The 25,453-nt window shown below is 68.9% G+C and carries 27 protein-coding genes and 1 tRNA gene; 15 read left to right on the top strand and 13 right to left on the bottom strand.

Features of this window, described 5'->3' with window-relative positions; all coding sequences use genetic code 11:
- Positions 1-44: 44 nt before the first annotated feature.
- The 3 genes from tuf (at position 45) to ACOZ32_RS04740 (ending at position 1,782) form a co-directional block, all read left to right on the top strand.
- Positions 45-1,310: a translation elongation factor EF-1 subunit alpha gene (tuf, locus tag ACOZ32_RS04750; RefSeq protein WP_010903986.1), complete on the top strand. Its 1,266-nt coding sequence runs from the start codon at positions 45-47 to the stop codon at positions 1,308-1,310.
- Between the two features lie 3 nt (positions 1,311-1,313).
- Positions 1,314-1,622 carry a 30S ribosomal protein S10 gene (rpsJ, locus tag ACOZ32_RS04745; protein WP_010903985.1) on the top strand — a complete coding sequence of 103 codons (309 nt, stop codon included), beginning with the start codon at positions 1,314-1,316 and terminating at the stop codon, positions 1,620-1,622.
- A gap of 88 nt (positions 1,623-1,710) precedes the next feature.
- A tRNA-Ala gene (locus tag ACOZ32_RS04740) sits at positions 1,711-1,782 on the top strand.
- Between the two features lie 119 nt (positions 1,783-1,901).
- Here the strand turns inward: ACOZ32_RS04740 and ACOZ32_RS04735 are convergent.
- Both ACOZ32_RS04735 and ACOZ32_RS04730 read right to left on the bottom strand, forming a co-directional pair.
- On the bottom strand, positions 1,902-3,191 hold the full coding sequence (locus tag ACOZ32_RS04735) for an RNB domain-containing ribonuclease (RefSeq protein WP_424334970.1): 1,290 nt from the start codon (positions 3,189-3,191) through the stop codon (positions 1,902-1,904).
- A 42-nt stretch (positions 3,192-3,233) separates the two neighbouring features.
- Entirely contained in the window at positions 3,234-3,509 is a 276-nt protein-coding gene (locus tag ACOZ32_RS04730) for a DUF7562 family protein (RefSeq protein WP_010903983.1), read from the bottom strand.
- 82 nt (positions 3,510-3,591) lie between these two features.
- Between ACOZ32_RS04730 and ACOZ32_RS04725 the strand changes: the two genes are divergently transcribed.
- Positions 3,592-4,071, top strand: coding sequence for an RNA-binding protein (locus ACOZ32_RS04725; protein ID WP_010903982.1), 480 nt, complete (start codon positions 3,592-3,594; stop codon positions 4,069-4,071).
- A gap of 22 nt (positions 4,072-4,093) precedes the next feature.
- Here the strand turns inward: ACOZ32_RS04725 and ACOZ32_RS04720 are convergent, their stop codons facing one another.
- The gene (locus ACOZ32_RS04720) at positions 4,094-4,822 is read right to left on the bottom strand and encodes a DUF1028 domain-containing protein (protein WP_285255229.1); all 729 of its coding nucleotides are present in this window, start codon (positions 4,820-4,822) and stop codon (positions 4,094-4,096) included.
- A 152-nt stretch (positions 4,823-4,974) separates the two neighbouring features.
- Between ACOZ32_RS04720 and ACOZ32_RS04715 the strand changes: the two genes are divergently transcribed.
- Positions 4,975-5,331 (top strand): cell division protein SepF, encoded by a 357-nt coding sequence (locus ACOZ32_RS04715; protein WP_010903980.1) that lies wholly within the window; start codon positions 4,975-4,977, stop codon positions 5,329-5,331.
- 108 nt (positions 5,332-5,439) lie between these two features.
- Here the strand turns inward: ACOZ32_RS04715 and ACOZ32_RS04710 are convergent, their stop codons facing one another.
- Both ACOZ32_RS04710 and ACOZ32_RS04705 read right to left on the bottom strand, forming a co-directional pair.
- Entirely contained in the window at positions 5,440-5,832 is a 393-nt protein-coding gene (locus ACOZ32_RS04710; RefSeq protein ID WP_010903979.1) for a DUF5611 family protein, read from the bottom strand.
- A 44-nt stretch (positions 5,833-5,876) separates the two neighbouring features.
- Positions 5,877-6,818 (bottom strand): DUF7093 family protein, encoded by a 942-nt coding sequence (locus ACOZ32_RS04705; protein WP_205251309.1) that lies wholly within the window; start codon positions 6,816-6,818, stop codon positions 5,877-5,879.
- Between the two features lie 81 nt (positions 6,819-6,899).
- Between ACOZ32_RS04705 and ACOZ32_RS04700 the strand changes: the two genes are divergently transcribed.
- The 3 genes from ACOZ32_RS04700 to ACOZ32_RS04690 all read left to right on the top strand — a co-directional run bounded on the left by ACOZ32_RS04700 (position 6,900) and on the right by ACOZ32_RS04690 (position 9,720).
- Positions 6,900-7,199 (top strand): DUF6432 family protein, encoded by a 300-nt coding sequence (locus ACOZ32_RS04700; RefSeq protein WP_010903977.1) that lies wholly within the window; start codon positions 6,900-6,902, stop codon positions 7,197-7,199.
- 44 nt (positions 7,200-7,243) lie between these two features.
- Positions 7,244-8,278, top strand: a complete 1,035-nt coding sequence (locus tag ACOZ32_RS04695) for an aminomethyltransferase family protein (protein WP_285265761.1) — start codon at positions 7,244-7,246, stop codon at positions 8,276-8,278.
- A gap of 68 nt (positions 8,279-8,346) precedes the next feature.
- Positions 8,347-9,720, top strand: a complete 1,374-nt coding sequence (locus tag ACOZ32_RS04690) for a UDP-N-acetylglucosamine 2-epimerase (RefSeq protein ID WP_205251307.1) — start codon at positions 8,347-8,349, stop codon at positions 9,718-9,720.
- A gap of 7 nt (positions 9,721-9,727) precedes the next feature.
- On the opposite strand, the gene ACOZ32_RS04685 is transcribed toward ACOZ32_RS04690, so the two are convergent.
- The 3 genes from ACOZ32_RS04685 to uvrA all read right to left on the bottom strand — a co-directional run bounded on the left by ACOZ32_RS04685 (position 9,728) and on the right by uvrA (position 14,811).
- The gene (locus tag ACOZ32_RS04685; RefSeq protein ID WP_205251306.1) at positions 9,728-10,807 is read right to left on the bottom strand and encodes a geranylgeranyl reductase family protein; all 1,080 of its coding nucleotides are present in this window, start codon (positions 10,805-10,807) and stop codon (positions 9,728-9,730) included.
- 66 nt (positions 10,808-10,873) lie between these two features.
- Complete coding sequence (locus tag ACOZ32_RS04680; protein ID WP_424334969.1) at positions 10,874-11,791, bottom strand: hypothetical protein; 918 nt, start codon at positions 11,789-11,791, stop codon at positions 10,874-10,876.
- A 71-nt stretch (positions 11,792-11,862) separates the two neighbouring features.
- Positions 11,863-14,811, bottom strand: coding sequence for an excinuclease ABC subunit UvrA (gene uvrA / locus ACOZ32_RS04675; RefSeq protein ID WP_235262662.1), 2,949 nt, complete (start codon positions 14,809-14,811; stop codon positions 11,863-11,865).
- A gap of 89 nt (positions 14,812-14,900) precedes the next feature.
- Here uvrA and ACOZ32_RS04670 point away from each other — a divergent pair, with 89 nt between their 5' ends.
- Both ACOZ32_RS04670 and ACOZ32_RS04665 read left to right on the top strand, forming a co-directional pair.
- The gene (locus ACOZ32_RS04670; RefSeq protein WP_136361002.1) at positions 14,901-15,473 is read left to right on the top strand and encodes a hypothetical protein; all 573 of its coding nucleotides are present in this window, start codon (positions 14,901-14,903) and stop codon (positions 15,471-15,473) included.
- A gap of 54 nt (positions 15,474-15,527) precedes the next feature.
- Positions 15,528-15,725 (top strand): hypothetical protein, encoded by a 198-nt coding sequence (locus ACOZ32_RS04665; protein WP_010903970.1) that lies wholly within the window; start codon positions 15,528-15,530, stop codon positions 15,723-15,725.
- A gap of 15 nt (positions 15,726-15,740) precedes the next feature.
- Here ACOZ32_RS04665 and ACOZ32_RS04660 read toward each other — a convergent pair whose 3' ends face one another.
- Entirely contained in the window at positions 15,741-16,481 is a 741-nt protein-coding gene (locus ACOZ32_RS04660; RefSeq protein WP_136361001.1) for an SDR family NAD(P)-dependent oxidoreductase, read from the bottom strand.
- A gap of 116 nt (positions 16,482-16,597) precedes the next feature.
- On the opposite strand from ACOZ32_RS04660, the gene ACOZ32_RS04655 reads away from it, so the two are divergent.
- From ACOZ32_RS04655 to ACOZ32_RS04645, 3 genes are all read left to right on the top strand, one after another.
- Positions 16,598-17,200: an AIM24 family protein gene (locus ACOZ32_RS04655; RefSeq protein WP_338756285.1), complete on the top strand. Its 603-nt coding sequence runs from the start codon at positions 16,598-16,600 to the stop codon at positions 17,198-17,200.
- 66 nt (positions 17,201-17,266) lie between these two features.
- On the top strand, positions 17,267-18,247 hold the full coding sequence (locus tag ACOZ32_RS04650; protein WP_136361000.1) for an ROK family protein: 981 nt from the start codon (positions 17,267-17,269) through the stop codon (positions 18,245-18,247).
- A gap of 77 nt (positions 18,248-18,324) precedes the next feature.
- A complete protein-coding gene (locus tag ACOZ32_RS04645; protein WP_010903966.1) occupies positions 18,325-18,696 on the top strand; it encodes a NifU family protein in 372 nt (123 codons plus the stop codon).
- Positions 18,697-18,704: 8 nt separating this feature from the next.
- Here ACOZ32_RS04645 and ACOZ32_RS04640 read toward each other — a convergent pair whose 3' ends face one another.
- Positions 18,705-20,120 carry an Rne/Rng family ribonuclease gene (locus tag ACOZ32_RS04640; RefSeq protein ID WP_205251303.1) on the bottom strand — a complete coding sequence of 472 codons (1,416 nt, stop codon included), beginning with the start codon at positions 20,118-20,120 and terminating at the stop codon, positions 18,705-18,707.
- 282 nt (positions 20,121-20,402) lie between these two features.
- Between ACOZ32_RS04640 and ACOZ32_RS04635 the strand changes: the two genes are divergently transcribed.
- The gene (locus tag ACOZ32_RS04635; protein ID WP_168731176.1) at positions 20,403-21,542 is read left to right on the top strand and encodes a PrsW family intramembrane metalloprotease; all 1,140 of its coding nucleotides are present in this window, start codon (positions 20,403-20,405) and stop codon (positions 21,540-21,542) included.
- On the opposite strand, the gene ACOZ32_RS04630 is transcribed toward ACOZ32_RS04635, so the two are convergent.
- Positions 21,491-22,126, bottom strand: a complete 636-nt coding sequence (locus ACOZ32_RS04630; RefSeq protein ID WP_168731194.1) for a riboflavin synthase — start codon at positions 22,124-22,126, stop codon at positions 21,491-21,493. The genes ACOZ32_RS04635 and ACOZ32_RS04630 overlap by 52 nt on opposite strands.
- An 85-nt stretch (positions 22,127-22,211) precedes the next feature.
- Here ACOZ32_RS04630 and ACOZ32_RS04625 point away from each other — a divergent pair, with 85 nt between their 5' ends.
- The gene (locus ACOZ32_RS04625) at positions 22,212-22,463 is read left to right on the top strand and encodes a DUF7533 family protein (RefSeq protein ID WP_049892579.1); all 252 of its coding nucleotides are present in this window, start codon (positions 22,212-22,214) and stop codon (positions 22,461-22,463) included.
- Here ACOZ32_RS04625 and ACOZ32_RS04620 read toward each other — a convergent pair.
- Positions 22,457-23,464 carry a M24 family metallopeptidase gene (locus ACOZ32_RS04620; protein ID WP_285270830.1) on the bottom strand — a complete coding sequence of 336 codons (1,008 nt, stop codon included), beginning with the start codon at positions 23,462-23,464 and terminating at the stop codon, positions 22,457-22,459. The genes ACOZ32_RS04625 and ACOZ32_RS04620 overlap by 7 nt on opposite strands.
- 5 nt (positions 23,465-23,469) lie before the next feature.
- Positions 23,470-25,299, bottom strand: a complete 1,830-nt coding sequence (locus ACOZ32_RS04615; RefSeq protein WP_010903960.1) for a UvrD-helicase domain-containing protein — start codon at positions 25,297-25,299, stop codon at positions 23,470-23,472.
- Positions 25,300-25,453 lie beyond the last annotated feature (154 nt).

Genomic DNA, 25,453 nt, shown 5'->3' with positions numbered 1-25,453 from the left:
ACGAATAGACTTCACAGAGCGCGTCTTCAGCGCATTATCCGAATATGAGCGACAACCGCCACCAGAACCTGGCCGTCATCGGCCACGTCGACCACGGCAAGAGCACGATGGTCGGGCGCCTCCTCTACGAAACGGGGAGCGTACCCGAGCACGTCATCGAACAGCACAAAGAAGAGGCCGAGGAGAAGGGCAAGGGCGGCTTCGAGTTCGCCTACGTCATGGACAACCTCGCCGAGGAGCGCGAACGCGGTGTCACCATCGACATCGCCCACCAGGAGTTCACCACCGACGAGTACGAGTTCACTATCGTCGACTGTCCTGGCCACCGCGACTTCGTGAAGAACATGATTACGGGTGCGTCCCAGGCCGACAACGCCGTCCTCGTCGTCGCCGCTGACGACGGTGTCGCGCCCCAGACGCGAGAGCACGTCTTCCTCTCGCGAACGCTTGGCATCGACGAGCTCATCGTCGCTGTCAACAAGATGGACGTCGTCGACTACGACGAGTCCAAATACAACGAAGTGGTCTCCGGCGTCAAGGACCTCTTCGGGCAGGTCGGCTTCAACCCCGACGACGCGAAGTTCATCGCGACCTCCGCGTTCGAGGGCGACAACGTCTCGGACCACTCGGACAACACACCGTGGTACGACGGCCCCACCCTCCTGGAGGCCCTCAACGGGCTTCCGGTGCCACAGCCGCCGACGGACGCCGATCTCCGGCTCCCGATCCAGGACGTCTACACGATCTCCGGGATCGGTACCGTTCCCGTCGGACGCATCGAGACCGGTGTGATGAACACCGGCGACAACGTCAGCTTCCAGCCCAGCGACGTCGGTGGCGAGGTCAAGACCATCGAGATGCACCACGAGGAAGTGCCGAACGCGGAGCCCGGTGACAACGTCGGGTTCAACGTGCGCGGCATCGGCAAGGACGACATTCGTCGCGGCGACGTCTGTGGTCCGGCCGACGACCCGCCGTCGGTCGCCGACACCTTCCAAGCACAGGTCGTCGTGATGCAGCACCCGTCGGTCATCACCGCCGGGTACACGCCGGTCTTCCACGCGCACACCGCACAGGTCGCGTGTACCATCGAATCCATCGACAAGAAGATGGACCCGGCGTCCGGCGAGACCCAGGAGGAGAACCCGGACTTCATCCAGTCCGGCGACGCAGCGGTCGTCACCGTGCGCCCGCAAAAGCCACTCAGCCTCGAGCCGTCCTCGGAGATTCCGGAACTCGGCTCGTTCGCCGTGCGCGACATGGGTCAGACCATCGCGGCCGGAAAAGTTCTGGACGTCGACGAAGCCTAATCCATGCAGCAGGCACGCGTTCGTCTCGCCGGCGTCGATCCCGACGACCTCGACAACATCTGTGGCGAAGTCCAGGAGATCGCGGACAAAACCGGCGTGAAAGTCTCCGGTCCGGTCCCGCTGCCGACGAAGACCCTCGAAGTGCCGTCCCGGAAGTCCCCTGACGGCGAGGGGACCGCGACCTGGGAGCACTGGGAGATGCGCGTCCACAAGCGTCTCATCGACATCGACGCGGACGAGCGCGCGCTCCGCCAGCTGATGCGGATTCAGGTTCCCAACGACGTCAACATCGAGATCGTCCTCGAAGACTGAGCCGCCACCGTGGCCCCATGAGGGCCGTTTTCGGCTCGCATCGTCTTCGATGTTCGACCTCGCCGCGCGGTCGTTTCTGCGCGGTCGCGGGCTCGTAGATCAGCGGTAGATCGCTTCCTTCGCAAGGAAGAGGCCCTGGGTTCAAATCCCAGCGAGTCCACTCCTGTATTTGCCCGCAAAGCGACGCGTCGGTCCGTAGTGTCGTGGTGCCGAGTCGAGAGAGAACAGTTACGGCTGTGTCCGACCCCCTGGCTCGGTGCGAGGCACCGTCTGTGGTGGCTACGAGGAGGTCGTCGGTGAGTCGACGACCGTGACGCCGCGGTTGTTCACCGCGTCGGGGTCGAGGCCGACCTCTTCGAGGAAGTCGCGGTATTCGCGTTCGGCGGTTTCACCGGCTTGTTGTTTGTCGCTGGCGCGGTCACAGAGCGAGATGAGGGTTTCGGGAACGTCGTTCTGGTAGACGATCCAGTGGTTCACGAGGTCGCTCATGCGGCGGATGGGGCTGGTGAAGTGGCCGTAGATCTCGAAGTTGAGCGCGTGGTGGCCGCCGAAGGGATCGTTCATGTATCGCGCGCGCGGCATCACCTTCATCACCGCCCACTGGATCTTGCCGAGCTGGCGCTCGGGGGCTTGTTCGAGGGTTGCGTTGACCGCCTTCCGGGGGTCGTCCCAGGCGTCGCCGGGGATGGAGACGCCGTTGAGTTCCTGGATCTCCTGGAGGGCGTCGTCCCACTCCTCGGGGGACGGCTGGGGGTGGACGCGGTAGACGGCTTCGACGCCGCGGTTCCACATGAGTTCGTGGGTGACCGCCTTGTTCGCCTTGAGCATCGACTCCTCGATGATGGTGTGGGCGCGGTCGCGGCGGGGGTTGAGCACGAGGCTCCCCTCGACCTTGCGCTGCTCGTGCATCTGGTCGGCGAGATCGAACACCAGCGAGAGGTCGTCGTGGAGGGGCGCGGTTTCGTCGTCGAGGCGCTGTTCGGCGTCCTTGTAGGTGAGCCGTTCGTCGCTGTGAATGACGGACTTGTAGATCTCGATGGTCTGATACGAGAGGTCGTCCTTGTCGAGGTGCATCTCGACGGTGTGCGCGAGGCGGTCCTCGCCGGGCACCAGCGAACACACCGTTTCGGCGAGCACCGGCGGGAGCATGTGCATGGTGTACCCGGGGAGGTAGACAGTGTTCGCGCGGTCGATGGCTTCCGCCCACATCTCCGAGTCCGGGTGAACGTAGTGGGTGACGTCGGCGATGTGCACCCAGAGGACGTACTCGTCGTCGCGTTCCAGCACGGAGATCGCGTCGTCGAAGTCCTGGGCGTCGACGGGGTCGACGGTCCACGTGGGCAGCGGGCGCATGTCCGCGCGGTCCTCGATTTCGGCCTGGATCTCCGCTTGGACGTCTTCGGTGCGGGCTTCGGCTTCGGCGACGACGTCCGGCGGGAACTCGTCGTGGAGGTCGAACTTCTCGAAGAGGTCGTCGCGTTTGTTTTCGAGTTGGCGGGCGAGTTCGGGCGAGATTTCGACGGGACCCTGGTCCTCGATGGACCCCTGGGCGGGTTCAGAATCGCTCATGGCTACCAGTAGCCGGGTGGCGTAGTTAGTGGTGTCGCCACCCTACTCGCGTTCGGCGGTGTCTTCGCGTGTGGCGTCGAGGAACCGGGCGAGGAACTCGTCGTCGGGGACCCGACCCGCGCCGGCGTCGTCGAGGGCCGCTTCGAGGCCATCGCGGGCGTGTTTGGTGAGCCGACGGAAACAGGGTTTACAGAGGTATTCGAACTCCTTGTCCGTGCGCGTCCAGCGGTCGCCGTGTTTGTCGTACTCGCGGGCGTCGCTGCGTGCGGTGGTGTCGCCGCACGCGATACAGGTGACGGGATCGTGGTCGGCCCACATCACGCGGTTGTTCACCGGGCGGGCACTTATCCGTTGGGCAGACAGCGGTCGATTTATGGCTGGAGGCGCCCCGAGGACACGTATGGACGTGTCTTCACGGCACCACTTGCGAAGCGACGACATCGACGAGATCGGCGACGCGCTCCGAACGGGGTTGGGTGTCGAGTTGGATGGCGACGCCTACGAGCGCGTGACGTTCGCCGACGAGGAGTTCGAGATCGTGCTCGTCGACGGCGACCCGTTGGTGTGGTATCCCGACGGCGAGCCGTTCGTCACGGTCGCGGGCGCGAACCGCACCGACCCGTCGACGGGGGTCGTGACTGTGGACGCCGGTGCTGTGTCGTTCGTGAGCGACGGTGCAGACGTGATGCGACCCGGGATCACGGCGGCATCGCCGGAGATCACTGCCGGCGACCTGGTCGTGATCCAGGAGGCAGCACACGGCAAGACGCTGGCCGTGGGGCGGGCGCTCGTCGACGGCACCGAGATGGACGGTGAGTCCGGGAAGGTCGTGTCGTCGCTGCATCACGTCGGCGACGAGCTGTTCGAGTTCTCGGTCTGACCGTCGGGGTGACCCGGGTCCGTCAGTCGGTTCCCGTCGCCGGGGCGTCCTCGTCGTCGGGGTCGTCGTACAGTTCGATGGCGTCCTCGTAGCCCGCTTTCGCGAGCCGGTACGTCTCCCGGAGATCGACGATCGGATCCTCGCTGGCGTCGACCCGGAGGTCGTTCCAGTACGGTGACTCCGCGGCGGCCGTGTCGACGACCGTGACCGCCGCGCTCTGCACGGTGAGCGCCTCGCGTTTGTCGCCGCCAGCGGCCTGTCCCGCGCCCAGGGCGTCGATGAGGCGGCTGGCAAGCGGGTCGGCGTCTTCGGCGTCGGTTGCACCGTCGACTCGTTGGTCCTCGTACGCCGCGGCGGTGCGTTCAACGACCGCGTCGCCAGTGAGGAGGTTGCCGGCGACGGTGTAGTTCTCGCCGGCACGGTCGCCGTACCAGCCGTTGCAGTCGTCGCCGGAGAACGCGAACGACCCGGTGCGGCCGACGCCGTGAAGCTGTCGCTCGGAGCTGTTGTCGTCGGCGTTGAGGAGTGCCTGCAGCGCGTCTTCGACGCCGAGCCCGTCGGCGAGGTAGTCGACGCCCGCCGACCCCAGTCGGGGGTTGGTCACGCTCTGCGTGGCGACCGCGCCGTGCTCGTTGACGTGTGGACAGGGGACGCCGACCCCGGGGAGTCGGGTCGTCACGGCAACCCCGAAACGGTACTGCTGGTCGCCGTCGGCGGTGTAGGGTTCTCGAACGCAGATGCTGAACGTCACGCTCGGGGCGAGCGCCTGCAGCAGCAAAGACCTGATCGAACCGGCAGTCGACCCCACCGTGATCGGGGGTGAGGCGGCGCGAGCGTGCGCAACCGGGCAGTTCACCCCGTCTGACGCAAGAACTATGAACGCGGCGGGTTGGTGTCTACCGTATGGGATTCATGAATAAGATCCTCCGTGGGAACGGCAGCTCCACCGAGGATTACGTCGAGCTGGACGCGGACGACTTCAATGCGGACGCCGGCGAGGCGAGCGTGGCCGTGCACATCGCGGAGATCGACGGCCAGGAAGACGTCATCGCGATCAAGGACGCGGTGTACGACGGGGATCTCGTCGTCGCGGACATCACGCGCCTTCGCACGGAGGATCGGACCGTCGAACACGTCATCGACGAGCTGCGCCAGGTCGCCAGGGAGGTCGGCGGCGACATCGTGCAGAAAGGCGACGACCAGCTGATCGTCACGCCGAACGGGATCGGGATCAGCCGTGAGAAGCTCAACCGGCCCTGACTGCTCGGCAGAGCCGGCGGCCGAGTGGTGCCGTACGGACCGCCGCGCCGATGCGTGTGGCGTCGGCGGCGGCTGTGACCACGGAGAGGACGGCAGAACGGCGGTCGACTAGACGGTGTCGGGTTTTTCGGCGTCGTCTTCGACGCTGCGCTTCATGGAGTCGCGGCGGGACTTGGCGTCTCGGCCCGTCGCCTCGAGCAGGAAGTCGTTTTTCGCGTCGACGGCGTCGGCGGCCGCGTCGGCGTTGCCTTCGGCGATCACGTCCTCGGCGGGCCGTTCCTCGAACTGGACGCCGAGCTTGTCTTTTTTCCCGGCGTATTCGACGGTTCCGGCGACGATGCGCTTGAACACGGGGTTGTCGGGGTCTTCGACGACGTAGAGGTCGCTGTCCTTGAACCGTTTCGTGTCGGTGACGTCGCCGAAATACTCCTCGACAGTCGCCAGCATATCAGACACGCGTTCGTCGAGATACTCCCCCCGCCGCATCTTGTACTCCTTCATGACCGCGAGAACGGCAGCGAGGGTTTTAGTCCCTTCGTGTGCCGTCAGCGGTCCTCACCGAGGTAGCCGCGCTTGCACTCCGGGCAGATGTCGCCGGCGCGCAGGCTGGCCCCGGCGGCGTACTGCTCGAAGCCGCATTCCGGGCAGAACAGCGTGAAATCGAGGTCGTCATTGCCGTCGGTGTCGACGGTTCCGGGGCTTGTGAACTCGGTCTCGTCCATCGGGTCGGGGTCCGCCGTCGTTTCGAACTCGAAGGTGCTGGTGTCGGCGTCGGTCGCGGTCGGCGCGACGACATCGGCGTCACCGGCTGGGTCCGTGCCGCGGTCGGGGGTTGCGTCGAACCCCTCGTCCTCGCCGTCGGGCTCGGGCCACTCGCCGTGGTCGCGGTCCGCCGGCGTGTCGTCGGCCGCGGTCGTGGTCGCGTCGGCGGTCGCCTGGGACGTGTCCACGCCGGCGGCATCGTCGTCGGCGTCCGGGTCGGCGTCGACGAACTCGACGGCCTCATCGTCCGGGTCGGCTGACGCCGCCGCTGTGGGGTTGTCCGGATCGACCTCGGGGTCGGCCGGCTCCGTCCACTGGTCGCGGCCGGGACTGTCCTCGTCGGCCGTGGTGTCGGCCGTGGACTCCTCCAGGATGACCGCGTCGTCGGCGCCGCTGCCGTCCGCCGGTGTGGTGTTGCTGGACGCCGATGCGTCGGTGGTCGTGTGATCGACGGCCTCGCTGGCGGTCGAGAACGCGGCGCTGCTGGTGCCATCGGCTGCCTGCGTGGCGTCGGTGTCGCCGTCCTCCGCGGAGTCAGGTGTCGACTGGGAGTCCGCAAGCGGCCGCACTTCGGTGTTCTCGCTTGTGACGTGTTCGGACCCACAGCGCTGGCATTCCCGGAGCTCGCGTTCTGTCACCACAACCTCGTTTCCGCGCTCCTCGCGGTCCCGCTCGACGAACGACTCACCGTAGTCGTGCCCGAGCAGGGAACACCTGATACCCATTGGGAGCGTCGTACCCAGCCCAACGGCAAAAGACTACCGTTCAGGGACACGGCTAAGACACCGGGGACCGTTCGATAACGTATGCCTGCGAAGCGCGAGTTTCGAGACCGCCCCCAGACGGAGGTTGCGGTCCTCGATGCGCTCGCTGAACGCCCCGGCGACGGGATGACCGTCTTCGAGTTGCGGACGGGCGTGGATGTCAGCATCGACGACATCGAGGCCGCGCTGGCGTCGCTGACGGCCGCGGGACTCGTGCACGCCGAGGAAGCGGAGGGCAGAACCAAGTTCAGAGTCGACGAGCGCGTTGTGGCCCGCCCGACTGACGACGCGACCGACGAGTCGTCGGTCCTGGACGCGATCCGGCGGCGGATCGGCCTCTGATCGATGCGGTGGGTTTACCCCCTGCGGGCGGCGAGATACTGGATATGACTGTGGTGAGGGCGGCCCACGAGGCGCACGGTGCGACGTTCCGCGAGGTGGCGGGGCGGGCGGTGCCCGTCGAGTACGGGCGTCCCGACCGCACGCATCGCGCCGTCAGGAACGCGGCCGGGGTGACCGAACACGCGTTCGACGTTGTCGTGGCGACCGGCGAGGACGCCCACGAGGTCGTTGCGGCCGGCGTGTCGGGTGGCGTACCGACCGAGGACGGGCGCGGCGCGTACGTGGTCGTCTGCGACGACGGGCGTGTGCGCGCGGACGGATACGTGTTTGCGACCGACGACCGGCTGTTGGCCCTCCTGCCGGCGGGCGAGGGCGACAGAGTTGCCAGCCGGTGGCGCGAGCGTGCCGGCAACCGGGACGCCGCGGTCACGCTGTCGACCGGCGAGTTCGGGACGTTCGGCGTCCACGGCCCACAGGCCACTGAGAAGGTGGCGAGCGTGCTGCACCGGGCAAGCCCCCCCGAGGAGCGCCTGCGGTTCGTCCGCGGGGAGATGGAGGGCGGCGTGACGGTCGTGCGCGACGACGACCTCGCCGGCGAGGAGGGATATCTGGTCGTGTGCGCCGCCGAAGACGCCGACGACGTGTTCGAGACGCTGCTGGTTCGCGGATTGAACGCCGTGCCGTTCGGCCGCGAGACCTGGGAGACGCTGACGCTGGAAGCCGGGACGCCGCTGTTCGCGTCCGAGCTCGCCGGTCGAACGCTTGCCACGCTCGGGCTCGCGCGCCTCGACGGGAGTGACGCCGCGGCTGCCGGGGAGCCCCACCGCCGCCTGGTGGGGCTTGCGCCCGACGCACTGCCGGCCTCCGAGGCGGCCGTGTACGCCGACGGATCGCGGGTCGGCGAGGTGACGCGGGCGGCAGAGAGTCCGATGCGGGGCGACCCGCTGGCGTTCGCCGTGGTGAGCGAATGGCACGGCGGGCTCACGGTCGCGGCGGACGGAGACCGGGTCGATGCAGCGGTGGTCGAGCCGCCGTTCGTCGACACCGGCGAGCGGTCGCGCCGACGGCCCGAGTACTAGGCGGCTGGCGGATCGGCGGCGCGCTCGGGAACACGACTGTTATTACCGTGTTCGGCGAACGCGCTGGCATGGACGCAGCCCCAACGATCTACGAGGACCGGCTGGCCGCCCAGATGGACCGCGGCGACTTCGTGCTCGCGGTCGTGACGGCGACCAAGCCGGATTTCTACAAGCAGGCCCCCGTCGTTGCCGCGGCCGAAGCCAACGACGTGCCGTGTTTCGTGATTCACACCGGCCAGCACTACGACGACGTGCTCGGGCACGGGCTCGAAGAGTACGGGATCGAGCCCCACATCGCGGCCGACCTGGGGATCAGGGGCGATCTGACCCAGAAGACCGCGGAGATGATGCTGGCGGTGAAAACGCTGGCCGAGCGCCTCGAGGCGTGGCCGGACACCACCGTGTTGCCGATGGTGCACGGTGACACGCACGCCGCCGGCGTCTTCCCGCAGGCGTGGATGTTCGCCACGAACCAGCAGGTCGCGCACAACGAGGCCGGGCTGCGGGGGATGGCGCCGGCGTACGAGACCACCGACGACCCGGCGGCCGTGATCCGCGAGCAGTGGCGCGGCGACTGGCACGTCGAGCGAACCGAGCCGTTCCCCGAGCAGTACGACACGTTCGTCGGTTCGGCGGCGTCGATCTACCAGTTCGCGCCCGTGGCGCTGAACCGCGAGCACCTCGAACGCGAGGGGTATCCGCGCAGCGTCGACGGCCACGAGCGGATGCCGGTGGTCGGGAACTCGGTCGTGGACGCCATCGAGATGAAACGCGATCACGACGGCGAGAGCGTGTTCGACGTGTATCCGGTGTTGGAGGCGCGCGACGACTGGCTGCGCGTGGACATCCACCGGCGCGCGAACCTCCTGCCCGAGCGGTTCACCGCCATCGTCGAGGGCGTCATCGAGCTGGTTGAGCGCGGCTACAACGTCAACTTCGTGGAGTTGAACGCCACCAAGCGGGCGTTGGAGAACTACGGCTACCGGGAGCGCCTCCAGCGGCTGGCCGACGAGCGGGAGAACTTCCTGTTCACGGGGCTGTGGAAGAAACACGCCCACGTCTACGAGTTCCTCGAATCCGGGCAGTGTTTCGCGGAGTTCACCGACTCCGGGAGCATGCAGGAGGAGCTCAACGAGATCGAGGCGGCGCTGTGTCTCACGGCGCGGTTCAGCACGGACCGCCCGGAGACGGTGTTCGACGCGAACACGAACCTCCTGGTGCCCCCGACAAGCGGCGCGTTCGTCGCGGACATGATCACCCACGTGGCGGAGACCGACGACGTCCGCGAGCGCATGCGGTCGGGGCAGGCACTCTACGGGGCCGACGTGGGCGAGGAGATCGTCGAGTTCCTGCGGGCGCGCGCCGACGACGGCGTCTTCGACTGGGCGCACGAGCGGCTCGGATTCGACGCGGGCAGCGAGCAGGCCTTCGACTACCTGTAGGGCTGTGTTACCGGAGCAGCGCCCGCGCCTGGTCGAGTGAGAACAGGCTGGTCGGTTTGTCCATGTCGACCGCGATCTCCCCGGAGAACAGCCGCAGGCCGGCGGACTGGATGGGCGTCGGCATCGAGTAGCCCGCCCGCACGAGGTGGCCGAGCGTGATCTCGCGTTCGAGGGCGTCCCGCCAGGCGCGCTCGTAGCCCGCGAGGGTGCCCGGGCGGTCGGGGTCGAGTTCGCGGGCGGCCGCGTCGGCGGCGGTCATCCCGTAGCGGATGCCGCCGCCGGTGAAGGGTTTGGTCTGCCCGGCGGCGTCGCCCAGCAGGAACCCGCGGTGGCTGGTGACGGTGTCCGGCGGGCCGATGGGGATGAGACCGGAACACCGGTGTTCGACGTCGACGCCGTAGTCGGCGACGAGGTCGTCGAAGCGACCGGCGACGTCCTCGCCGGGGGCGGCTGCGAGCCCGTATTCGACGCCGGCGTCGCCGCGGGGGATGCGCCACGCGAAGAACCCGGGGACGGTGAGGTGGACGTCCACGAAGTCCTGGTGGTCGGGGTCGGGGTCGAACGCGAGCGCGCCGTGCAGGAACTCGTCGGGGTCGGGCAGCGAGAGCGCGTCCCGAACGCGGGAGCGCGGGCCGTCGCTGCCGGCCACCATCTTCGCGGTGACGTCGATGGAGTCGTCGGGGCCGCGGGCGGTGACGGTGACCCGGTCGCGGTGTTCGGTGACGTCGGTGACCGTGTGGTGTTCGCGGACGTCAGCACCGGCGTCGCGGGCGGCCTCGGCCAGGACTTCGTCGAGGTGGACGCGGTCGATGGCGTTCGAGATCGGGGTGGATTTGTAGAACGGGTGGGCGGACGAGTCCGCGCCGCCGAGGTGGAAGCGCGCCCCCCGGATGTCGTTCTGGAACAGGGCGTCGTGGTGTTCGTCGGGGACGAACTCCCAGACGTCGAGGCTGACGTGGCCCGAGCACGCGAGCGGCGTGCCGAGGTCTCCTTGTTCGAACGCGATCACGTCGTAGCCCTGTTGGGCCGCGCGCCGGGCGAACCGCGCGCCGGCGGGGCCGACACCGACGACCACGAAGTCGTACATCATCGCGTGGTAGTCCGGTGGCCAGCAAAGGTCTTCTCCCTCGCGGCTGGCGGCTGCGTACGGCAGCTACACGGACGATGTGGTGCACGACGCCGACGGGTCACGGGCAACGGAGAGGCTGCCGGCGGCGTCGATCGACACCCGCGTTGCGGCGCTGGGGCAGTCGAAGTCGGCCGGCGTGACCCGAGCGGTCGCCGTGGCTTCCGTCCCGAGCACTCGCATCGAGGCGGTGTACGCGCGGCGGTCGCGCAGCCGAACGACCGCCGTGCTGTCGGGGGCGAGGGTGTAGACGCCGTCGAAGCGGGGTGTCGAGTCGGTGTCGACGCGGAGCCGCGTCGTCCACGACGCCGCGGTGGCGTTCCGGAGGCGCAACGCGTAGTCGCCGCCCGCACCGGCTGCGCCCACCGTCTCAGTCGCGGTGTCGCCGGCCGCCACGTCGTCGGTCACGACCCCCGGACACGCCATCCGCGTCGAGACGCGCGTGGACGAAAGCGTGGCGTCGTCCTGGACGGTGATGGCGGTGCTCGTGGCGTTGCAGGTGAACCCGCCCGGACGCAGGGTGGCTGTTTGCTCGCCGCGCAGCGTGGGGCCGGACACCCGCGCGGTGTAGGCGTCCAGGTCGGTGAGCGATGCGACCAGGCTCGCGTCCGCGGCGAGGGTCACCGGCTCGTCGAGCACGCGCTCGCCGCGCCGGGAGATCGTGAGCGTGCCGTCGTGTGGCTCGCTCGTGGGGTTGGTGAACGCGATGCGGGCCGGCCGCCGGAGCCCGCCCGCATCGAGGCTGCCGGTGCCGACGGTTCGGCGGGCGGTGTCGCCGGCCGCGACGCGCGTGCGGTCAGCGGAGCGCGGGGGCGACGCATCCGTGCCCGTCGATCGAGTGCGTGACGTGGCTGAGTGGTCGCGGTCGTCGCGCCGAGAGAGACAGCCCGCGGTTGCGGCCACAGCCCCGAGACAGAGCCGCGAGAGGAACGGTCGGCGGTGCATACACGGCCGTACGCGGGGCGGCGGTATTACGGCTTGGCGGGTTCAAACGCGCGTTTGAGTTCGCGGGCGGATCAGTCGTCGCTCAGCGCCGGTTTCTCGCGGCCGCTTCGCGGCCCCTCGCGGTCGACCGCCGGGAGCTTATCGCGGAGGTAGCGGCCGGTGTGGCTGTCGTCGGTGCGCGCGACCGCCTCCGGGGTTCCGGTGGCGACGACGTCGCCGCCGGCCGCGCCGCCCTCGGGGCCGAGGTCGACGACGTGGTCGGCGTTTTTCACGAGATCCAACTCGTGTTCGATGACGACGACGGTGTTGCCGCGGTCGGTGAGCCGCTGGAGCACCTCGATGAGCTTGCGCTCGTCGTGGCTGTGGAGCCCGGTGGTGGGTTCGTCGAGGAGGTACAGCGTGTCCCCCGAGGACTGCTTGCCCAGCTCCTCGGCGAGCTTGACGCGCTGGGCTTCCCCCCCGGAGAGCGTGGTGGACGGCTGGCCGAGGCGCATGTAGTCGAGGCCGACGTCTTCGAGCAACTGGAGGCGGCGGCCGAGCCGGCTGTCGGCCTCGAAGAAGTCGTGGGCTTCCTCGACGCTCATGTCGAGCACGTCGGCGATCGTCTTGCCCTTGAACGTGACGTCGAGCGTCTCGTCGTTGTAGCGGTCGCCGCCACACTCCTCGCAGGGCACGTGAACGTCCGAGAGGAAGTTCATGTCGATCTTCTGGGTTCCCTGGCCGCCACAGGCCTCACACCGGCCGCCTTTGACGTTGAACGAGAACCGCCCCTTCTTGTAGCCGCGCTGCGTGGCGAGTTTCGTCTGCGCGAACTTCTCCCGGATGTAGTCGAAGATGCCGGTGTAGGTGGCCGGGTTGCTGCGGGGCGTGCGGCCGATCGGGCTCTGGTCGATGAGCCGCACCGTCTCGACGTGTTCGGTGCCCTCGATGGCGTCGTGGTCGCCGGGGTCGACGCTCGTGTTGTCGTTCATCTCGCGGGCCAACCCCTTGTAGAGGATGTCGTGCATGAGCGTCGACTTCCCCGAGCCGGAGACGCCCGTGATGGCGGTGAACGCGCCGATCGGGAGGTCGACATCGAGGTTCCGGAGGTTGTGCTGGCGGGCACCCGTGACGGTGAGCGTGTCGTCGTAGTCGCGGCGCTCGTCGGGGACGGGGATCTGCTCGCGGCCCGCGAGGTAGTCGCCGGTGATGGAGTCGGTGGCGGCCATGACGTCGGCGACGCTGCCGTTGGCGACGACCTCGCCGCCGTGGCGGCCCGGCCCCGGCCCCATGTCGACGACGGTGTCGGCGCGGCGCATCGTCTCCTCGTCGTGCTCGACGACGATCAGCGTGTTCCCGAGATCCCGCAGCTCTTCGAGGGTGTTCAACAGCCGGTCGTTGTCGCGCTGGTGGAGTCCAATGGAGGGCTCGTCGAGGACGTACAGTACGCCGACCAGCCCGGACCCGATCTGGGTGGCGAGGCGGATGCGCTGGGATTCCCCCCCGGAGAGCGTCGACGCCTCGCGGTCCAGCGTGAGATACTCCAGGCCCACTTCCGTCATGAACCCGAGGCGGGCGCGGATCTCTTTGAGGATCTCGGCGGCGATCTTGGTGTCCCGGGCGTCCAGCTCGGCTTCCATCCCCTCGAACTGTGCGAGGGCGTCGCCGATGCTCATCCGGTTGACGTCGGTGATCGGGGTGCCGTCGACGAGGACGGCCCGCGAGGACGGCTTCAGGCGGGTGCCGTCGCAGGCCGGGCACGTCGTCACGGACATGTACGTCTCGATGTGGTCCCGGGTGGACTCCGAATCCGTCTCGACGTACCGGCGTTCGAGGTTCGGGATGACGCCCTCGAAGCGCTTCTCCTTGCGGCGGGTGCCGTTTTTCGTGGAGCGCTCGAAGACGACCTCGTCGCTGGTGCCGTAGAGGAACGCCTGCTGGACGGCGTCGTCTAGCTCGTCGAAGGGCGTGTCGACGCTGACTCCGAAATGCGCGGCGACGGCGTCCAGGCGCGTGCGGTAGTACGAGCGCTGGTAGCTCCACGCCTCGAAGACGTCTTTGATCGGCTTGGAGGTGTCGACGACGACGAGGTCCTCGCTGACCTCCTTGGTGTTCCCGATGCCCTCGCATTCGGGACACGCCCCGTGGGGGCTGTTGAACGAGAAGCTGCGCGTCTCGATCTCGCTGATGTCGATGCCGCAATGCGTGCACGCGAGGGCGTCGCTGAACTCCACGACGAGGCGGTCGTCGGCGGCGTCGTCGGCGAGGTCGCCGGTCGAGCGCGCCGTCGCGCCGCCGAGTTCGGTGTCGGGTCCGGCGTCCGGAACGACGACTTTGAGCACGCCGTCGGCTTCGTCGAGGGCGGTTTCGACGCTGTCAGTGATCCGGGAGCGGGCGTCCTCGGTGACGGTCACGCGGTCGACCACCACGTCGACCGTGTGGTCGTAGTTCTCGTCGAGGTCGGGGTCGTCGTACGCGAGGTCGTAGGACTCGCCGTCGACTGCCACCCGCGAGTACCCCTCGTTGACGAGGTCCTCGAAGAGGTCCTCGAAGGCACCCTTCTGGTCGCGCACGACCGGTGCGAGCAGCTTCGCTTTCGTTCCCGCGGGGAGGTCGAAGATGCGCCGCACCATCTGCTGGGCGGACTGCTCGCCGACCTCGCGGCCACACTCCGGGCAGTGTGGCGTGCCGACGCGGGCGTACAGCAGTCGCAGGTAGTCGTGGAGCTCGGTGACGGTGCCGACCGTCGACCGGGGGTTGTTCGCGGCGTTCTTCTGGTCGATGGAGATCGCCGGGGAGAGCCCCTCGACGGACTCCACCTGTGGTTTGTCCATCTGCCCGAGGAAGTTGCGCGCGTACGCCGAGAGGCTCTCGATATACCGGCGCTGCCCTTCGGCGTAGATCGTTTCGAACGCGAGCGACGACTTCCCGGATCCGGACAGCCCCGTGACGACGTTCAGCGACTCGCGGGGAAGCTCCACGTCGAGGTCCGTGAGGTTGTGTTCTTCGGCGCCACGGACCTCGATGTACTCTTCGCTCATTGGGAGAGCACAGGGGACCGACCACGGAAGGTCTATCGGTCCCAGCGAACGCAGGGAAGGCTTTTCAGTGGGCCGAAACAGCACACGACATGGCCGACTACGACATTGCCGCCGTCGACCTCGACGGCGACAGCTTCGAGGTCAGGCAGGCGCTCGTGCGGAACAAGTACGACGTCCGGAACGCCGACGGCGAGGTGGTGCTGAAAGCGAAACAGAAGCTGTTCAAGCTCAAAGAGCAGTTCCCGTTTGTCACCGACGACGGTGACCCGGCGTTCACCGTGGCGGCGGGGGGCATACTCGACATCGGCGGCACGTACACCATCGTCGACGACACCACCGGCGAGGACGTGGTGGTGCTCGATGAGGACTACTCGCTGTTCGCGGAGAACTGGACGATCCGGGACCCCGACACCGGCGACGCGCTTGCCACCATCGAGTCACGGAGCACGGTGCTGTCGGCGCTCCGCCACCTCATCGGCGTGGTGAACCTCGTGCCGAACAAATACGACATCTACGACCCCGAGGGGCGGGCGGTCGGCGCCATCGAGGGGCAGTTCTCGGTGAAGGACACGTACACGGTCACCATCGACGACGCACGCACCATCCCCAAGGAGGGTGTCGTGGCCGCCGCCTGCGTGATCGACGCGCTCGAAAACCAGTGAGTGCCCGGCAGCGAGCACGGGGTTCTTCAGCGAGTGCGGGCAAACACCGAGGCGATGCCATCGGAGTCGCGCTCGCTGCTCGCACGGTCGCTGCCCGTGGTCGGCGTCGCCTACCTCGTGTTCCTCGCGATGCAGCCGCCGCCGGGTCGGTGGGTGGGGCTGGCGTGTCTGGCCGTCGTCGCGCCGTTCGCCGCCGGCTGGGCGCTGGGGCGGTTCGCCGGCGTCGGCCCGTGGAGCCAGCGGGGCGAGTAGCGGCCGGTTCGGCGGCTACACGTGCTCGGGCAGCCAGCCGCCGTCGACGTTGACGTTCTCGCCGGAGACGTAGCCGCTGTCGGCGTCGCAGAAGAACCGGACGACGCTCGCGATGTCCTCGACGGTCGCCCACCGGCCACGTGGTGCGTCGGCGGGGAACTCGTCGGAGTTCTGGACGACGTACGGCGAGACGGCGTTGGCGGTGATGCCGTCGTCTTGGGTGTCGGCGGCGAGCATGCGGGTGAACATCAACAACCCCTGTTTGGCCGCGAAGTACGGGAAGTTCGTGGGATTGACCAGTCCCTTCTCGGCGGACGCGTAGCCGACGTTGACGATGCGACCCCACGACCGGGCGCGCATCCCTGGGAGCGCGCGCTTGGCGGTGAGGAAGGGCGCGGTGAGGTTGGTGTCGAGGACGGTGTGCCAGGTGTCGGCGTCGATCTCCGTCCAGTGCGTGGGCGCGAACGCGCCGACGTTGTTCACGAGCACGTCGACGGGACCGATGTCGGCTTCGACGGTGTCGAAGATGTGGTCGACGGCGTCGGGACTGGTGACATCGCCGCGGACCGTCGTGACTGCCGGCGCGCCGAGCGCCCGGGCTTCGGCGGCGGCCTCGTCGGCGGCGTCGGCGCTGGTGTGGTAATGGATGGCGACGGCGGCACCGCAGTCGGCGAGCGAGAGCGCGAGGCCGCGGCCGAGCCCGCGGGCGCTCCCGGTGACGAGCACAGTCCGGCCGGCGAGGTCGGGGGCGTGCATGTGCGCACCTGCGGGCGGCGGGCATATGCTTATGCTGGTCGCGGGCCACGACCGCGTATGATGCGTGTTCGGCGGCGGACGGGCGGTGGTCGCGGTCCCGGACCGAGGTGGCGATGATGGAGGCGTCGGTCGGCGACGGGATGGGGGGGCTGTTGGAGGTCACACTGGACGCCGAGGAGGCGGTGTTGGCCGCTGCGGGCGCGCTCGTGGATCACACGGGGGACGTGCGCATCGACCGGTCGCGGGCGGGGGCGATGCGGTCGGTCGCGAACACCGCCCGCGAGCGCGAGGTGACGCCGGTCCGGGTGCGCGCGGTCGGTGGCGGGGCAGTGGTGCGGTTCGCACCTGACTACCCGGGGGAGATCGCGGCCTGTGAGTTGGGCGCTGCCGGGGGGCGGGTGTCGGTGGCGTGGGACGGGTTCGTTGCGGCGCCGGTCGGCGTCAGCGTGGGTGCGCGCAGCATCGGGAACGCGCCGACGCGGGGCATGGGGCTGTTGATGACGCAGTTCACGGGCGAACGAACCGTGTACGTCGCCGGACGGGGGCGCGTGGAACGGGTGGCACTGGCCGAGGGGGACAGCCGCGTGGTCGCGGCCGCGAACGTCGTGGCGTTCGAGGACCGCGTGCGCGTGGCTGTCGAGCGCGTGTCCGCGATGGAGGACGCGGCGTCGGTGGGGCGGTTCCACGGGCCGGGCACGGTGTGGGTTGCGACCCGGTGAGCGGGCGGACACGATCCTGCGTGAAAACTGAGTGGTTAAGTGGTCGGAACCCGCCGCTACACGTGAATGCACTACGCGGGCGTCGACCTCGGGGCGACGAACGTGCGTGGGGCGGTCAGTGACGAATCGGGACGCATCGTCGGCGTCGACCGGCGGAAGACGCCCAGCGGCCCGACCGGGATCGCGGTCACGGAGACCGTGCTGGCAGTGATGCGCGCGGCGGCCGCGGACGCCGGCGTCGCGCCGACGGCGATCGAGGCCGCGGGCATCGGCAGCATCGGCCCCCTGGATCTCGCGAACGGTGCCATCGACTCCCCGGCGAACATGCCGGCGTCGGTGGAGACGATCCCGCTGGTCGGCCCGCTGGCGAACCTGCTGGGGGTCGACACGGAACGCGTGTTCCTGCACAACGACACGGTCGCCGGCGTCATCGGGGAGCGGTTCTACGCCGACCGCACGCCGGACGACATGGCGTATCTCACGATCTCCTCGGGGATCGGCGCGGGGATCGCCGTCGACGGAACCGTGATCGGGGGGTGGGACGGCAACGCCGGCGAGCTCGGGCATATGGTGGTGGACCCGCGCGGCCGGCGGACGTGTGGGTGTGGCCGGGACGGCCACTGGGAGGCGTACTGCTCGGGGAACAACATCCCCGAGTACGCGCGCCTGCTGGCCGACGACGCCGACGGCGTGGAGACGGCACTGCCCCTGGACAGCGGGGGGCTCACCGCCAAAGACGTCTTCGAGTGTGCGGCCGACGGCGACACGTTTGCCGCCCACGTCGTCGAGCAACTCGGGGTGTGGAACGGGATCGGCGTGACGAACCTCGTCCAGGCGTACGCTCCGCTGGTGGTGTACGTCGGCGGGGCGGTCGCGCTGCACAACCCCGAGCAGGTGCTTGGGCCGATCCGAGATTACATCCAGGAGCGCGTGTTCAGCAACGTCCCGGAGATCCGGCTGACGACGCTGGGCGACGACGTGGTGCTGAAGGGCGCGATCGCGTCGGCGCTCACGGGCGGGACCGGTGACAGCACTCACGCGCCGTGAGCGCGCGGTCTACCGGCGGGCGGCGTGAAAGAGCAGTAACCGAAGGTATACCATGCATCGAGCGTGTATCCGCGGGTATGAGCGAGACAGCGGCCGCGGGAGACCTCCACGAGCGCGTCGAAACCTGGCTCGTCGGTCAGATGCCGATCATCAGGAGCCACGGGGGGACCAGCGCCGTCAGGAAGGCCGACGCGACGGCCGGCGAAGTCGTCGTCGAGTTGGGCGGCGCGTGTTCCGGGTGTGGGATCAGCCCGCGGACGGCACAACGGATCAAAACCGACCTCGCGGCGGAGTTCGACGAGGTCGACGATGTCGTCGTGCGGTTCACCGACGGCGACGGCGGCGGCTGGGGCGGCGATCAGGCGGAGAGCTTCATGGGGATCGACCGCAACGAGGGCGGCCGCGGCGGTCGCGGCGAGGGCAGCCCCAGCTCCGACGCACACTTCTAAGGAGCGTGTTACTCAGCCACGGCTGACTGCACGCGCTCGGCGACCGACAGCGCGTTTTCCGCGAGTTCCTCGGAGACCAGGCCGTCGGCAACGCAGTCCTGCAGTTCCTCGCGGTCGACGATCTCGACGGCACCGTCGGCGTGTTTGATCACGTCCACGTGGAGGTCGACGTATCGGACGGCGTCCGGGAACACTTCCACGGGCGTGCAGACGTTGAGATACGTCCCCTTGCGTTCGCCGTCCTCGCTGCGGTAGACAGTCGGATACCACCAGTTGCCCTCGGTGAACCGGGTCGTGGCGGTGTCGCCTGCCTCGCGGGCGACACCCAGGGCGTCGTACGTGCCGCCGCCAGTCATCTCGCGCTCGACGGTGATGCGGGCGTTCTCCGCGGACCGATCGGTGACTTCGCCGCGGCCAAGCGAGATGAGCGCGCCGTCGGGTTTGCCGTGCTGGATCTCGATCGACGCGCCGACGCCGGGGCCGAACTGGTCCGTGACCGCGCCGAACGGGAACTCGTCGACGGACGCCCCCAGCGCCTCCGCGAAGTCGACGGCGTCGCTGGCGGCGTCGCTGCCGGCTTTGATGCGGTGGTGGCCCGGCATCGTCGCTGCCACCGTGCGGCGGTGGTCGTCGAGCGCACACCGGGTTTCGCGGCCGAACCACGCCCACAACGTGGTGTCCGGAGCGGCCACGAGGCCGGGGGTATCGCCCCCGTCTGCGTCGGCGAGTGTGGCCTCCAGCCGGTCTGCCCGGGCGGCCAGCGTGTCGAGGGCGGTCCCGCGGGCGTCGAGGCTCGCGTCGGCACCGTCGTACTCCCAGTAGACACCCCAGTTGTCGGGGATGTCGGGGTCGAGGAGCTCCGTCGCGCGGGCGAGCTCGGCGCGGTCGGTGGCGGCACCGGCGACGAGCGCGTCGACGCCGCGGTCGAGGCTCGCGAGCGCGCCCGAAACGGTGATCGTGGCCGTGGCCCTGGGGCGGTCGTCGTGCCAGGGCGGGGCTGGATCACGGATGGCGACCCGGAGGGTGTCGCCGTCGGTGACGTGGTCGTCGACGGCGCCGAACGGGAGGTAGGCCTCGCGGTCGTCGCCGAGGTCGAGGATCGCGCCGCCGCCGACGGTGTGGTCGACGGTGGCGTCGAAGACCGCGCCGCGAGGGACGGGATCGGGCCAGACGAAGGTGTCTCGGGGGAGGTCGGCGACGACGGCGCGGACGGCACGTGCGTGGTCGTCACCGTGGGCGGTGATGCCGACGCCCTGGCGGTCGGGCGTCATCCGGATGTCGGCGTGGGGTTCGGCGGCACCGAGGTCGGCGTCCGGGAACCGTGCCCGGATGGGCGGGGATGCGGCGACGACGTCGAGGCCCGCGTTCCGGAGCAACTGCGTGAGCGCGGTGGCGTAGATGCCGCGGACGCGAACCCGGGTCATTGGACGTGCGAGTGGGCGGCGGTGGTGGTGGGCTGGTGGCGCTGCATACGCGGTGGTTGCGCCCGTACCGGTATCAGGGTTTCAGTCGTCGGCGGGCTGTGCGGGGGTCGTGTCGGAGTGGTCGCTGTCGGTTGGGGTGGTGTACAACAGGCCGCGGCTGTGACTGTATGCCATGGTTGTGGCGTCGATTTGGTAGCACACAAAACCTATCGTCGAGGCAAGTACTGACACACGTCGGGTCGGAAGGAACGATGAAGGACGTGGATGCGAAAGACGGGACACATGACCGCTGACCAGGACCCGGTGCAGCGGGCTGCCGACGACGACATGGACCTCTACGATGTCGTCACGTGGGAGCCCCGTAGTCGGCTCGACTACGCGGCTACGTGGCTCTACAACGCTCTCGGGACGGGGCTTCGCCCCGGGGTGTTGGTTGTCGCGGCGCTCATCATCGTCGCGCAGTTCGCCACGGCGACGGGGTTGGTGTTCTTCGACCGGCCCGTCGTCGGGGCCTACGTGTTGCTCTCGGTGGCGCCCGCGCTGGCCGTCGCCGGCTACATCTGGCTGGCCGACGCGACCGGCCAAGAGCCGATCGAGTTGCTCGTCGCCACGTTCGTGTTCGGGTTCCTGTTCGCGGGCTTTGCGGCCGCCATCAACGCGATGTCTTCGGTCGTGCTGTTCGGGTCGAGCGACCCCATGACGGGGAGCACGGCCGTGGCCACGTCCGCACTGTTTTATTTCCTGGTCGTCGGCCCCGTCGAGGAGATCGTGAAGTGGCTGGCGGTGCGGCTGTACGTCTTCCGCAGCGACGAGTTCGACACCGTCGTCGACGGCGCGGTCTACGGTGCGATGGCGGGCCTGGGGTTCGCCACCGTCGAGAACGCGATCTACATCCTGCGGGAGGTCATGTCGGTCATGCAGACCGCGGGCGGCCAGCAGGCCACGGAGGTGGCGTTCCAGGTGGCGGCGCTGCGAACGCTCGCCGGCCCCGGCCACGTGATCTACTCGGCGTTCGCGGGCTACTACCTCGGCCTCGCGAAGTTCAACCCCGACGACGCCGGCCCCATCGTCGTGAAGGGGTTGGTGACCGCGACGTTCATTCACGCGACGTACAACACGGCGGTCACCAACCTCAAGCCGGTCGCGGAGTTCGTCGGGGTCGCCCAAGGGGTCGCGTTCCTGGTGTTCGTCATCGCCTACGACGGCGTCTTCCTGGCGGTCCTCGGCAAGAAGCTCCGGGCCTACCGGGCGGCGTACAACCACACCGGGGCGTCGGCGGTCGCGGCGCACGCCGCAACCTGGGACGGCGACGCGCTCGAGCCGGCGGTGCGGCGGATCGCGGACGACGGTGTGGGCGTCGACCCCGAGGATTACTCGGCTGCGTCCAGCGCGCCGCCGACCGAGTCCACGGAGGAGTCGTAGCTGGCCATCCGCTCGACGTACTTCGCGAGCACGTCGACCTCGACGTTCACGCGATCGCCGGGGCTGCGCTCGGACAGCGACGTGAGTTCGTAGGTCGTCGGGATGACGGCGACGGAGAACGTGCCGGCTTCGTCGTCGATGCCGGCGACAGTGAGACTGACGCCGTCCAGGGCGACCGATCCCTTCGGCGCGACGTACTGGGCGTGGCCGTCGGGGAGCGCGAACGTGAACGTCCAGTCCTCGCCGACCTGCTCGATGTCGACGACCTCGGTGGTGGTGTCGACGTGTCCCTGCACGACGTGGCCGTCGAGGCGGCCGTCGGCGGGCAGCGCGCGCTCCAGGTTCACGCGGTCGCCCGACGACACGGCGCTCAGCGTTGTCTTCGACAGCGTCTCGGCGGCGGTGAACACCGAAAACCAGTCCTCGCCCCAGTCTTCGACGGTGAGACAGACGCCGCCGACGCTGATGCTCTCGCCGTGGCTGAACGCGCCGAAACCCGTGACTGCGATGCGGAGGCGGCGACCGTCGTCGTCGTCGACGACACGCTCGACGGTGCCCGTCTCCTCGATGATTCCCGTGAACACGGTTCCAGATTCGGGACGCATCACGAAAACGTACCGGTTCGTGGCGACGACAACTGTTTTTCGCCTGCGCACGCACAGCCACCCTGTGAAGCTGCTCGATGCGGTCAGCCTCGGCGTCGCGGTCGCGTTCGCAGCGCCAGCCGGGATGCTGGGCGTCGAAACACTGCTCGCCGGGGACCACACCGGCTGGGTCTTCCTCGGGTTCGCTGCCGCCATCCTGGCGTGCGACCGCTACGTCTACACGCCCACCGAGATCCCGGCGCTCATCGCGCAGAGCGCTGCCACGGTGGTTGCCAACCCACCCGACAACGACGACGACAGCGACGACGCTCAGTAATCGGCTTTGGGCACGACCGAGCGCGGGAACGACCCGACGCGCTCGGCGCCGTCCGCGCCGACGACAGCGACATCCGACACGCCGACCGTGCGCCCGTCGTCGGTCACGCCCGCCGACACGGACACGACCGCACCCTCGGCGAGCGTCGCCTCCCCGGTCGGCGCTTCCCGGCGCTCCAGGCCGACCCCGTGAACGTCGACGGTGGTCTCCTCGGGCGGGAACCCCAGCGACGCCAGCTCGGCGGTCGCCTCCTCACCGGCGCGCTCGGCGGTCGTCTCCCCCGCCTCGATGACGTCGATGGCGGCGTCCACGCCGTACTCACAGCCCAGCGTGGCGCGGCGATCCCAGCCGCCGTCCGCGCCCGCGACGAACGTCCGGCGGACGGGCGCATGGTACCCGTCGACAACAGCAGTGGCCGTGACGCGCAGCGGCGTGTCCGGCTCCGCCGACGCCGGCCGCACGGTCGTCGCCGGCACCGCGCCGTCGTCAGCGATCCCGGCGTTGGCCGCACGACGCACGGCCGCGGGCGTCCCGAGGTCGTCCGCAACACCGTCGGCGAGCAAGCCGCCGGCGGCCCCAAGGCCGGCCTCGGCGGCGGCGACCGCCTCCCGCAACGTCTTCTGCTCGGCGGGCGTCTTGCTACGGCGGGCGTGCTTGTGGACGACCGTCGACGACACGTCGATGCCCGCCTCTTCGAGGTACAACGCGGCGTCGTGGGGCAGCATGCGGGGCGCAAGCACTGCGTCCGACGCCAACCCCGGCAGCCGCCTGGCGGGCACCGAATGCGGGTCCAGGACGGTGACCTCGGCCGGAACCCCGGACGCCGCGGGGAGGCTGCGCTCGGGCACCACTGCGACCCGGCCGCCGTACACGACGGCCGCGCGACACGGCAGCTGTGTGCCGGCGAGATACGACACCACCGGATCATCCGGCGGGCCGACGTGGACGAACGCGTCGGCGTCGGCGTCCGCCAGCGCGGTGGCGAAAGGTGGAGCGCGCATTCTGGTTACGGGATCTGCACCGGCGTATCGGCGTCCAGCGCGTCCGCAAGCGTCTGTCCGGTCCGCTCGCCGTACAGCAGCACGTCGATGGGGAGCGTCGGCGCGCCGCCGACGAGGTCCTGCAACAGCACCAAGCGCTCGCGGGCACGGCTCATCCCCACGTAGAAGACGCGGCGCTCGTTGTCAGTCAGGATCGGCACCGGGCTGGTTTTGCTCGTGAACTCCACGTCGTCGGGCACCGTCTCGGGGTCGGCGGTCGCCGCCATCTGCTCGACGACCTTCTCCGTGAGATCCGTCGCCAAGAAGACGTGATCGGCCTCGCGGCCCTTCGCGGAGTGGATCGTGCCGACGCGCACCCGATCCGGATCCATGCCACGGTAGTCACCCTCGAAGTAGGCGTCGATGCTGCGGCGCTGGTAGCGTGTGACCTTCCGCAGCATGTCGGCGGCCGCCGACGGCCCGGGAACGAACGGCACGTAGTCCCGGATGAACTCCGCGGGGAACGTCAGCTCCGTGAGGTCGGTGCTCTCGCCTTGGGCCTCGTCGATGGCCTCCCGGAGATCGCTGCGGTCGTTGGTGCCGAACGCCGAATCCTGGAGCATGTCCATGAGCCGGCGGGCCTCCAGGCCGTTGACGTCGTCGTCGGTCTCCAGGGCTTCGACGGCGTTGATGTACTGTTGGAGGCGGTCGGTCCACATCCGCTGGTCGGTGAGCGCGCGGAACGGGATGCCGTCGCCGATGAACTCGTCCACGAAGTCGAACAGCTGGTAGCGCGCCCGGAACAGGATCATCACCGTGTCGTCGTCGGTGGCCTCGACGGTCCGCCGCACGTTCCGCACGAGATCCAGCATCGACGGGCTGTCGATCGCTTCGACGCTGCCGCCCTCCTTGCGGGGTTTCAGGTCTTTCTCCTGGCGGGTGTCGATGTGACTGATCTCCTGTTGGACGATCTCAAGCACCTGGGAGGGGAGCCGATAGGAGTTGGGCAACACCTGGTCGTCGGTGACCGTGGTGTCGAGCAGCAGGCGGGGGTCGGCGCCCTGCCAGGCGTACACCACCTGGTCGTCGTCGCCCGCGATGAGGACGCGATCCATGTGGGGCCGCCACTCCTCGTAGACGTCGTACTGGAGGCTCGTGATGTCCTGGAACTCGTCGATGACGAGGTACTCGACGTTCGGCAGCAGCGAGCGCTGCTCGACGCGTTCGAGCATGTCCGCGAACCCGACGAGTTCGTTCTCGCCTTTGTACGTCCGCCACGCACGGATCGCCTCGGGGATGTCGTGGCGTTCGTCGCTGGACGGCCACGTCGGCGTGTACTTGTTCCCGACCTGTGCGTTCTCGTCGATCTCCGGGGGGAGGCGGACCTCCTCGTCGTCCCAGCGGAAGGGAACGTCGTACCACTCCGAGACGTCCCGGCTGGTTCGCTGGAGCCACTGTGAGGTGGCGATGACCTTGTTCCCCAGCGTCGTCGAGCGCGCCGTCCGGCGCGACCCGGAGGCGTACTCGTCCTCGAAGGAGATGCCGTACTCCTCACAGAACGCCTCCTTGTCGCTCTCGCCGACAACGTCCCCACGGGACAACCCGAGGAGTTCGTAGGCTTTGGCGTGCATCGTGGCGACGTTCCCCCGCAGGGATCGCGGGTTCATATCGAGTCGCTCGGCGAGTCGTTCCCGGACCTCGGCGGCTGCAGCGCGCGTGTACGACACGACGAGGATGTCTCGAACCGAGACGTCGTCCTCGCTGAGGATTTCCTCGACGTGGTCGAGGAGCGCGGTCGTTTTCCCGCTCCCCGGACCACCGAACAGCCGCGTGACTTCCGGCTCCGAGTCCGTCATTGCAGCACTAGAGGAGCTAATGGTGTATAAACCGATTGAAATTCTGCCACTCCGAACCGGGCGTCAAACCTGCCCGGTTTCGTCGGCCGCCGGAGCGGCCACACACGGGGGTGGGCGGCGCGCGCAGCGGCGTACGATGCTCCCGACAGAACCG

This window comes from Halobacterium sp. MBLA0001, from assembly GCF_049705385.1.
Lineage (GTDB): Archaea > Halobacteriota > Halobacteria > Halobacteriales > Halobacteriaceae > Halobacterium > Halobacterium salinarum.
Note: the sequence above shows the minus strand (reverse complement) of the source record. Positions and strands in the feature narration are given on the sequence as shown.

What these genes read in the sequence shown, in the direction of transcription:
- tuf (WP_010903986.1), top strand. Translation starts at nt 45, where the DNA reads ATGAGCGACAACCGCCACCAGAACCTGGCCGTCATCGGCCACGTCGAC.
- rpsJ (WP_010903985.1), top strand. Translation starts at nt 1,314, where the DNA reads ATGCAGCAGGCACGCGTTCGTCTCGCCGGCGTCGATCCCGACGACCTC.
- ACOZ32_RS04735 (WP_424334970.1), bottom strand. Translation starts at nt 3,191, where the DNA reads ATGAGCGATTCTGAACCCGCCCAGGGGTCCATCGAGGACCAGGGTCCC.
- ACOZ32_RS04730 (WP_010903983.1), bottom strand. Translation starts at nt 3,509, where the DNA reads ATGTGGGCCGACCACGATCCCGTCACCTGTATCGCGTGCGGCGACACC.
- ACOZ32_RS04725 (WP_010903982.1), top strand. Translation starts at nt 3,592, where the DNA reads ATGGACGTGTCTTCACGGCACCACTTGCGAAGCGACGACATCGACGAG.
- ACOZ32_RS04715 (WP_010903980.1), top strand. Translation starts at nt 4,975, where the DNA reads ATGGGATTCATGAATAAGATCCTCCGTGGGAACGGCAGCTCCACCGAG.
- ACOZ32_RS04710 (WP_010903979.1), bottom strand. Translation starts at nt 5,832, where the DNA reads ATGAAGGAGTACAAGATGCGGCGGGGGGAGTATCTCGACGAACGCGTG.
- ACOZ32_RS04705 (WP_205251309.1), bottom strand. Translation starts at nt 6,818, where the DNA reads ATGGGTATCAGGTGTTCCCTGCTCGGGCACGACTACGGTGAGTCGTTC.
- ACOZ32_RS04700 (WP_010903977.1), top strand. Translation starts at nt 6,900, where the DNA reads ATGCCTGCGAAGCGCGAGTTTCGAGACCGCCCCCAGACGGAGGTTGCG.
- ACOZ32_RS04695 (WP_285265761.1), top strand. Translation starts at nt 7,244, where the DNA reads ATGACTGTGGTGAGGGCGGCCCACGAGGCGCACGGTGCGACGTTCCGC.
- ACOZ32_RS04690 (WP_205251307.1), top strand. Translation starts at nt 8,347, where the DNA reads ATGGACGCAGCCCCAACGATCTACGAGGACCGGCTGGCCGCCCAGATG.
- ACOZ32_RS04685 (WP_205251306.1), bottom strand. Translation starts at nt 10,807, where the DNA reads ATGTACGACTTCGTGGTCGTCGGTGTCGGCCCCGCCGGCGCGCGGTTC.
- ACOZ32_RS04680 (WP_424334969.1), bottom strand. Translation starts at nt 11,791, where the DNA reads ATGCACCGCCGACCGTTCCTCTCGCGGCTCTGTCTCGGGGCTGTGGCC.
- uvrA (WP_235262662.1), bottom strand. Translation starts at nt 14,811, where the DNA reads ATGAGCGAAGAGTACATCGAGGTCCGTGGCGCCGAAGAACACAACCTC.
- ACOZ32_RS04670 (WP_136361002.1), top strand. Translation starts at nt 14,901, where the DNA reads ATGGCCGACTACGACATTGCCGCCGTCGACCTCGACGGCGACAGCTTC.
- ACOZ32_RS04665 (WP_010903970.1), top strand. Translation starts at nt 15,528, where the DNA reads ATGCCATCGGAGTCGCGCTCGCTGCTCGCACGGTCGCTGCCCGTGGTC.
- ACOZ32_RS04660 (WP_136361001.1), bottom strand. Translation starts at nt 16,481, where the DNA reads ATGCACGCCCCCGACCTCGCCGGCCGGACTGTGCTCGTCACCGGGAGC.
- ACOZ32_RS04655 (WP_338756285.1), top strand. Translation starts at nt 16,598, where the DNA reads ATGGAGGCGTCGGTCGGCGACGGGATGGGGGGGCTGTTGGAGGTCACA.
- ACOZ32_RS04650 (WP_136361000.1), top strand. Translation starts at nt 17,267, where the DNA reads ATGCACTACGCGGGCGTCGACCTCGGGGCGACGAACGTGCGTGGGGCG.
- ACOZ32_RS04645 (WP_010903966.1), top strand. Translation starts at nt 18,325, where the DNA reads ATGAGCGAGACAGCGGCCGCGGGAGACCTCCACGAGCGCGTCGAAACC.
- ACOZ32_RS04640 (WP_205251303.1), bottom strand. Translation starts at nt 20,120, where the DNA reads ATGACCCGGGTTCGCGTCCGCGGCATCTACGCCACCGCGCTCACGCAG.
- ACOZ32_RS04635 (WP_168731176.1), top strand. Translation starts at nt 20,403, where the DNA reads ATGACCGCTGACCAGGACCCGGTGCAGCGGGCTGCCGACGACGACATG.
- ACOZ32_RS04620 (WP_285270830.1), bottom strand. Translation starts at nt 23,464, where the DNA reads ATGCGCGCTCCACCTTTCGCCACCGCGCTGGCGGACGCCGACGCCGAC.
- ACOZ32_RS04615 (WP_010903960.1), bottom strand. Translation starts at nt 25,299, where the DNA reads ATGACGGACTCGGAGCCGGAAGTCACGCGGCTGTTCGGTGGTCCGGGG.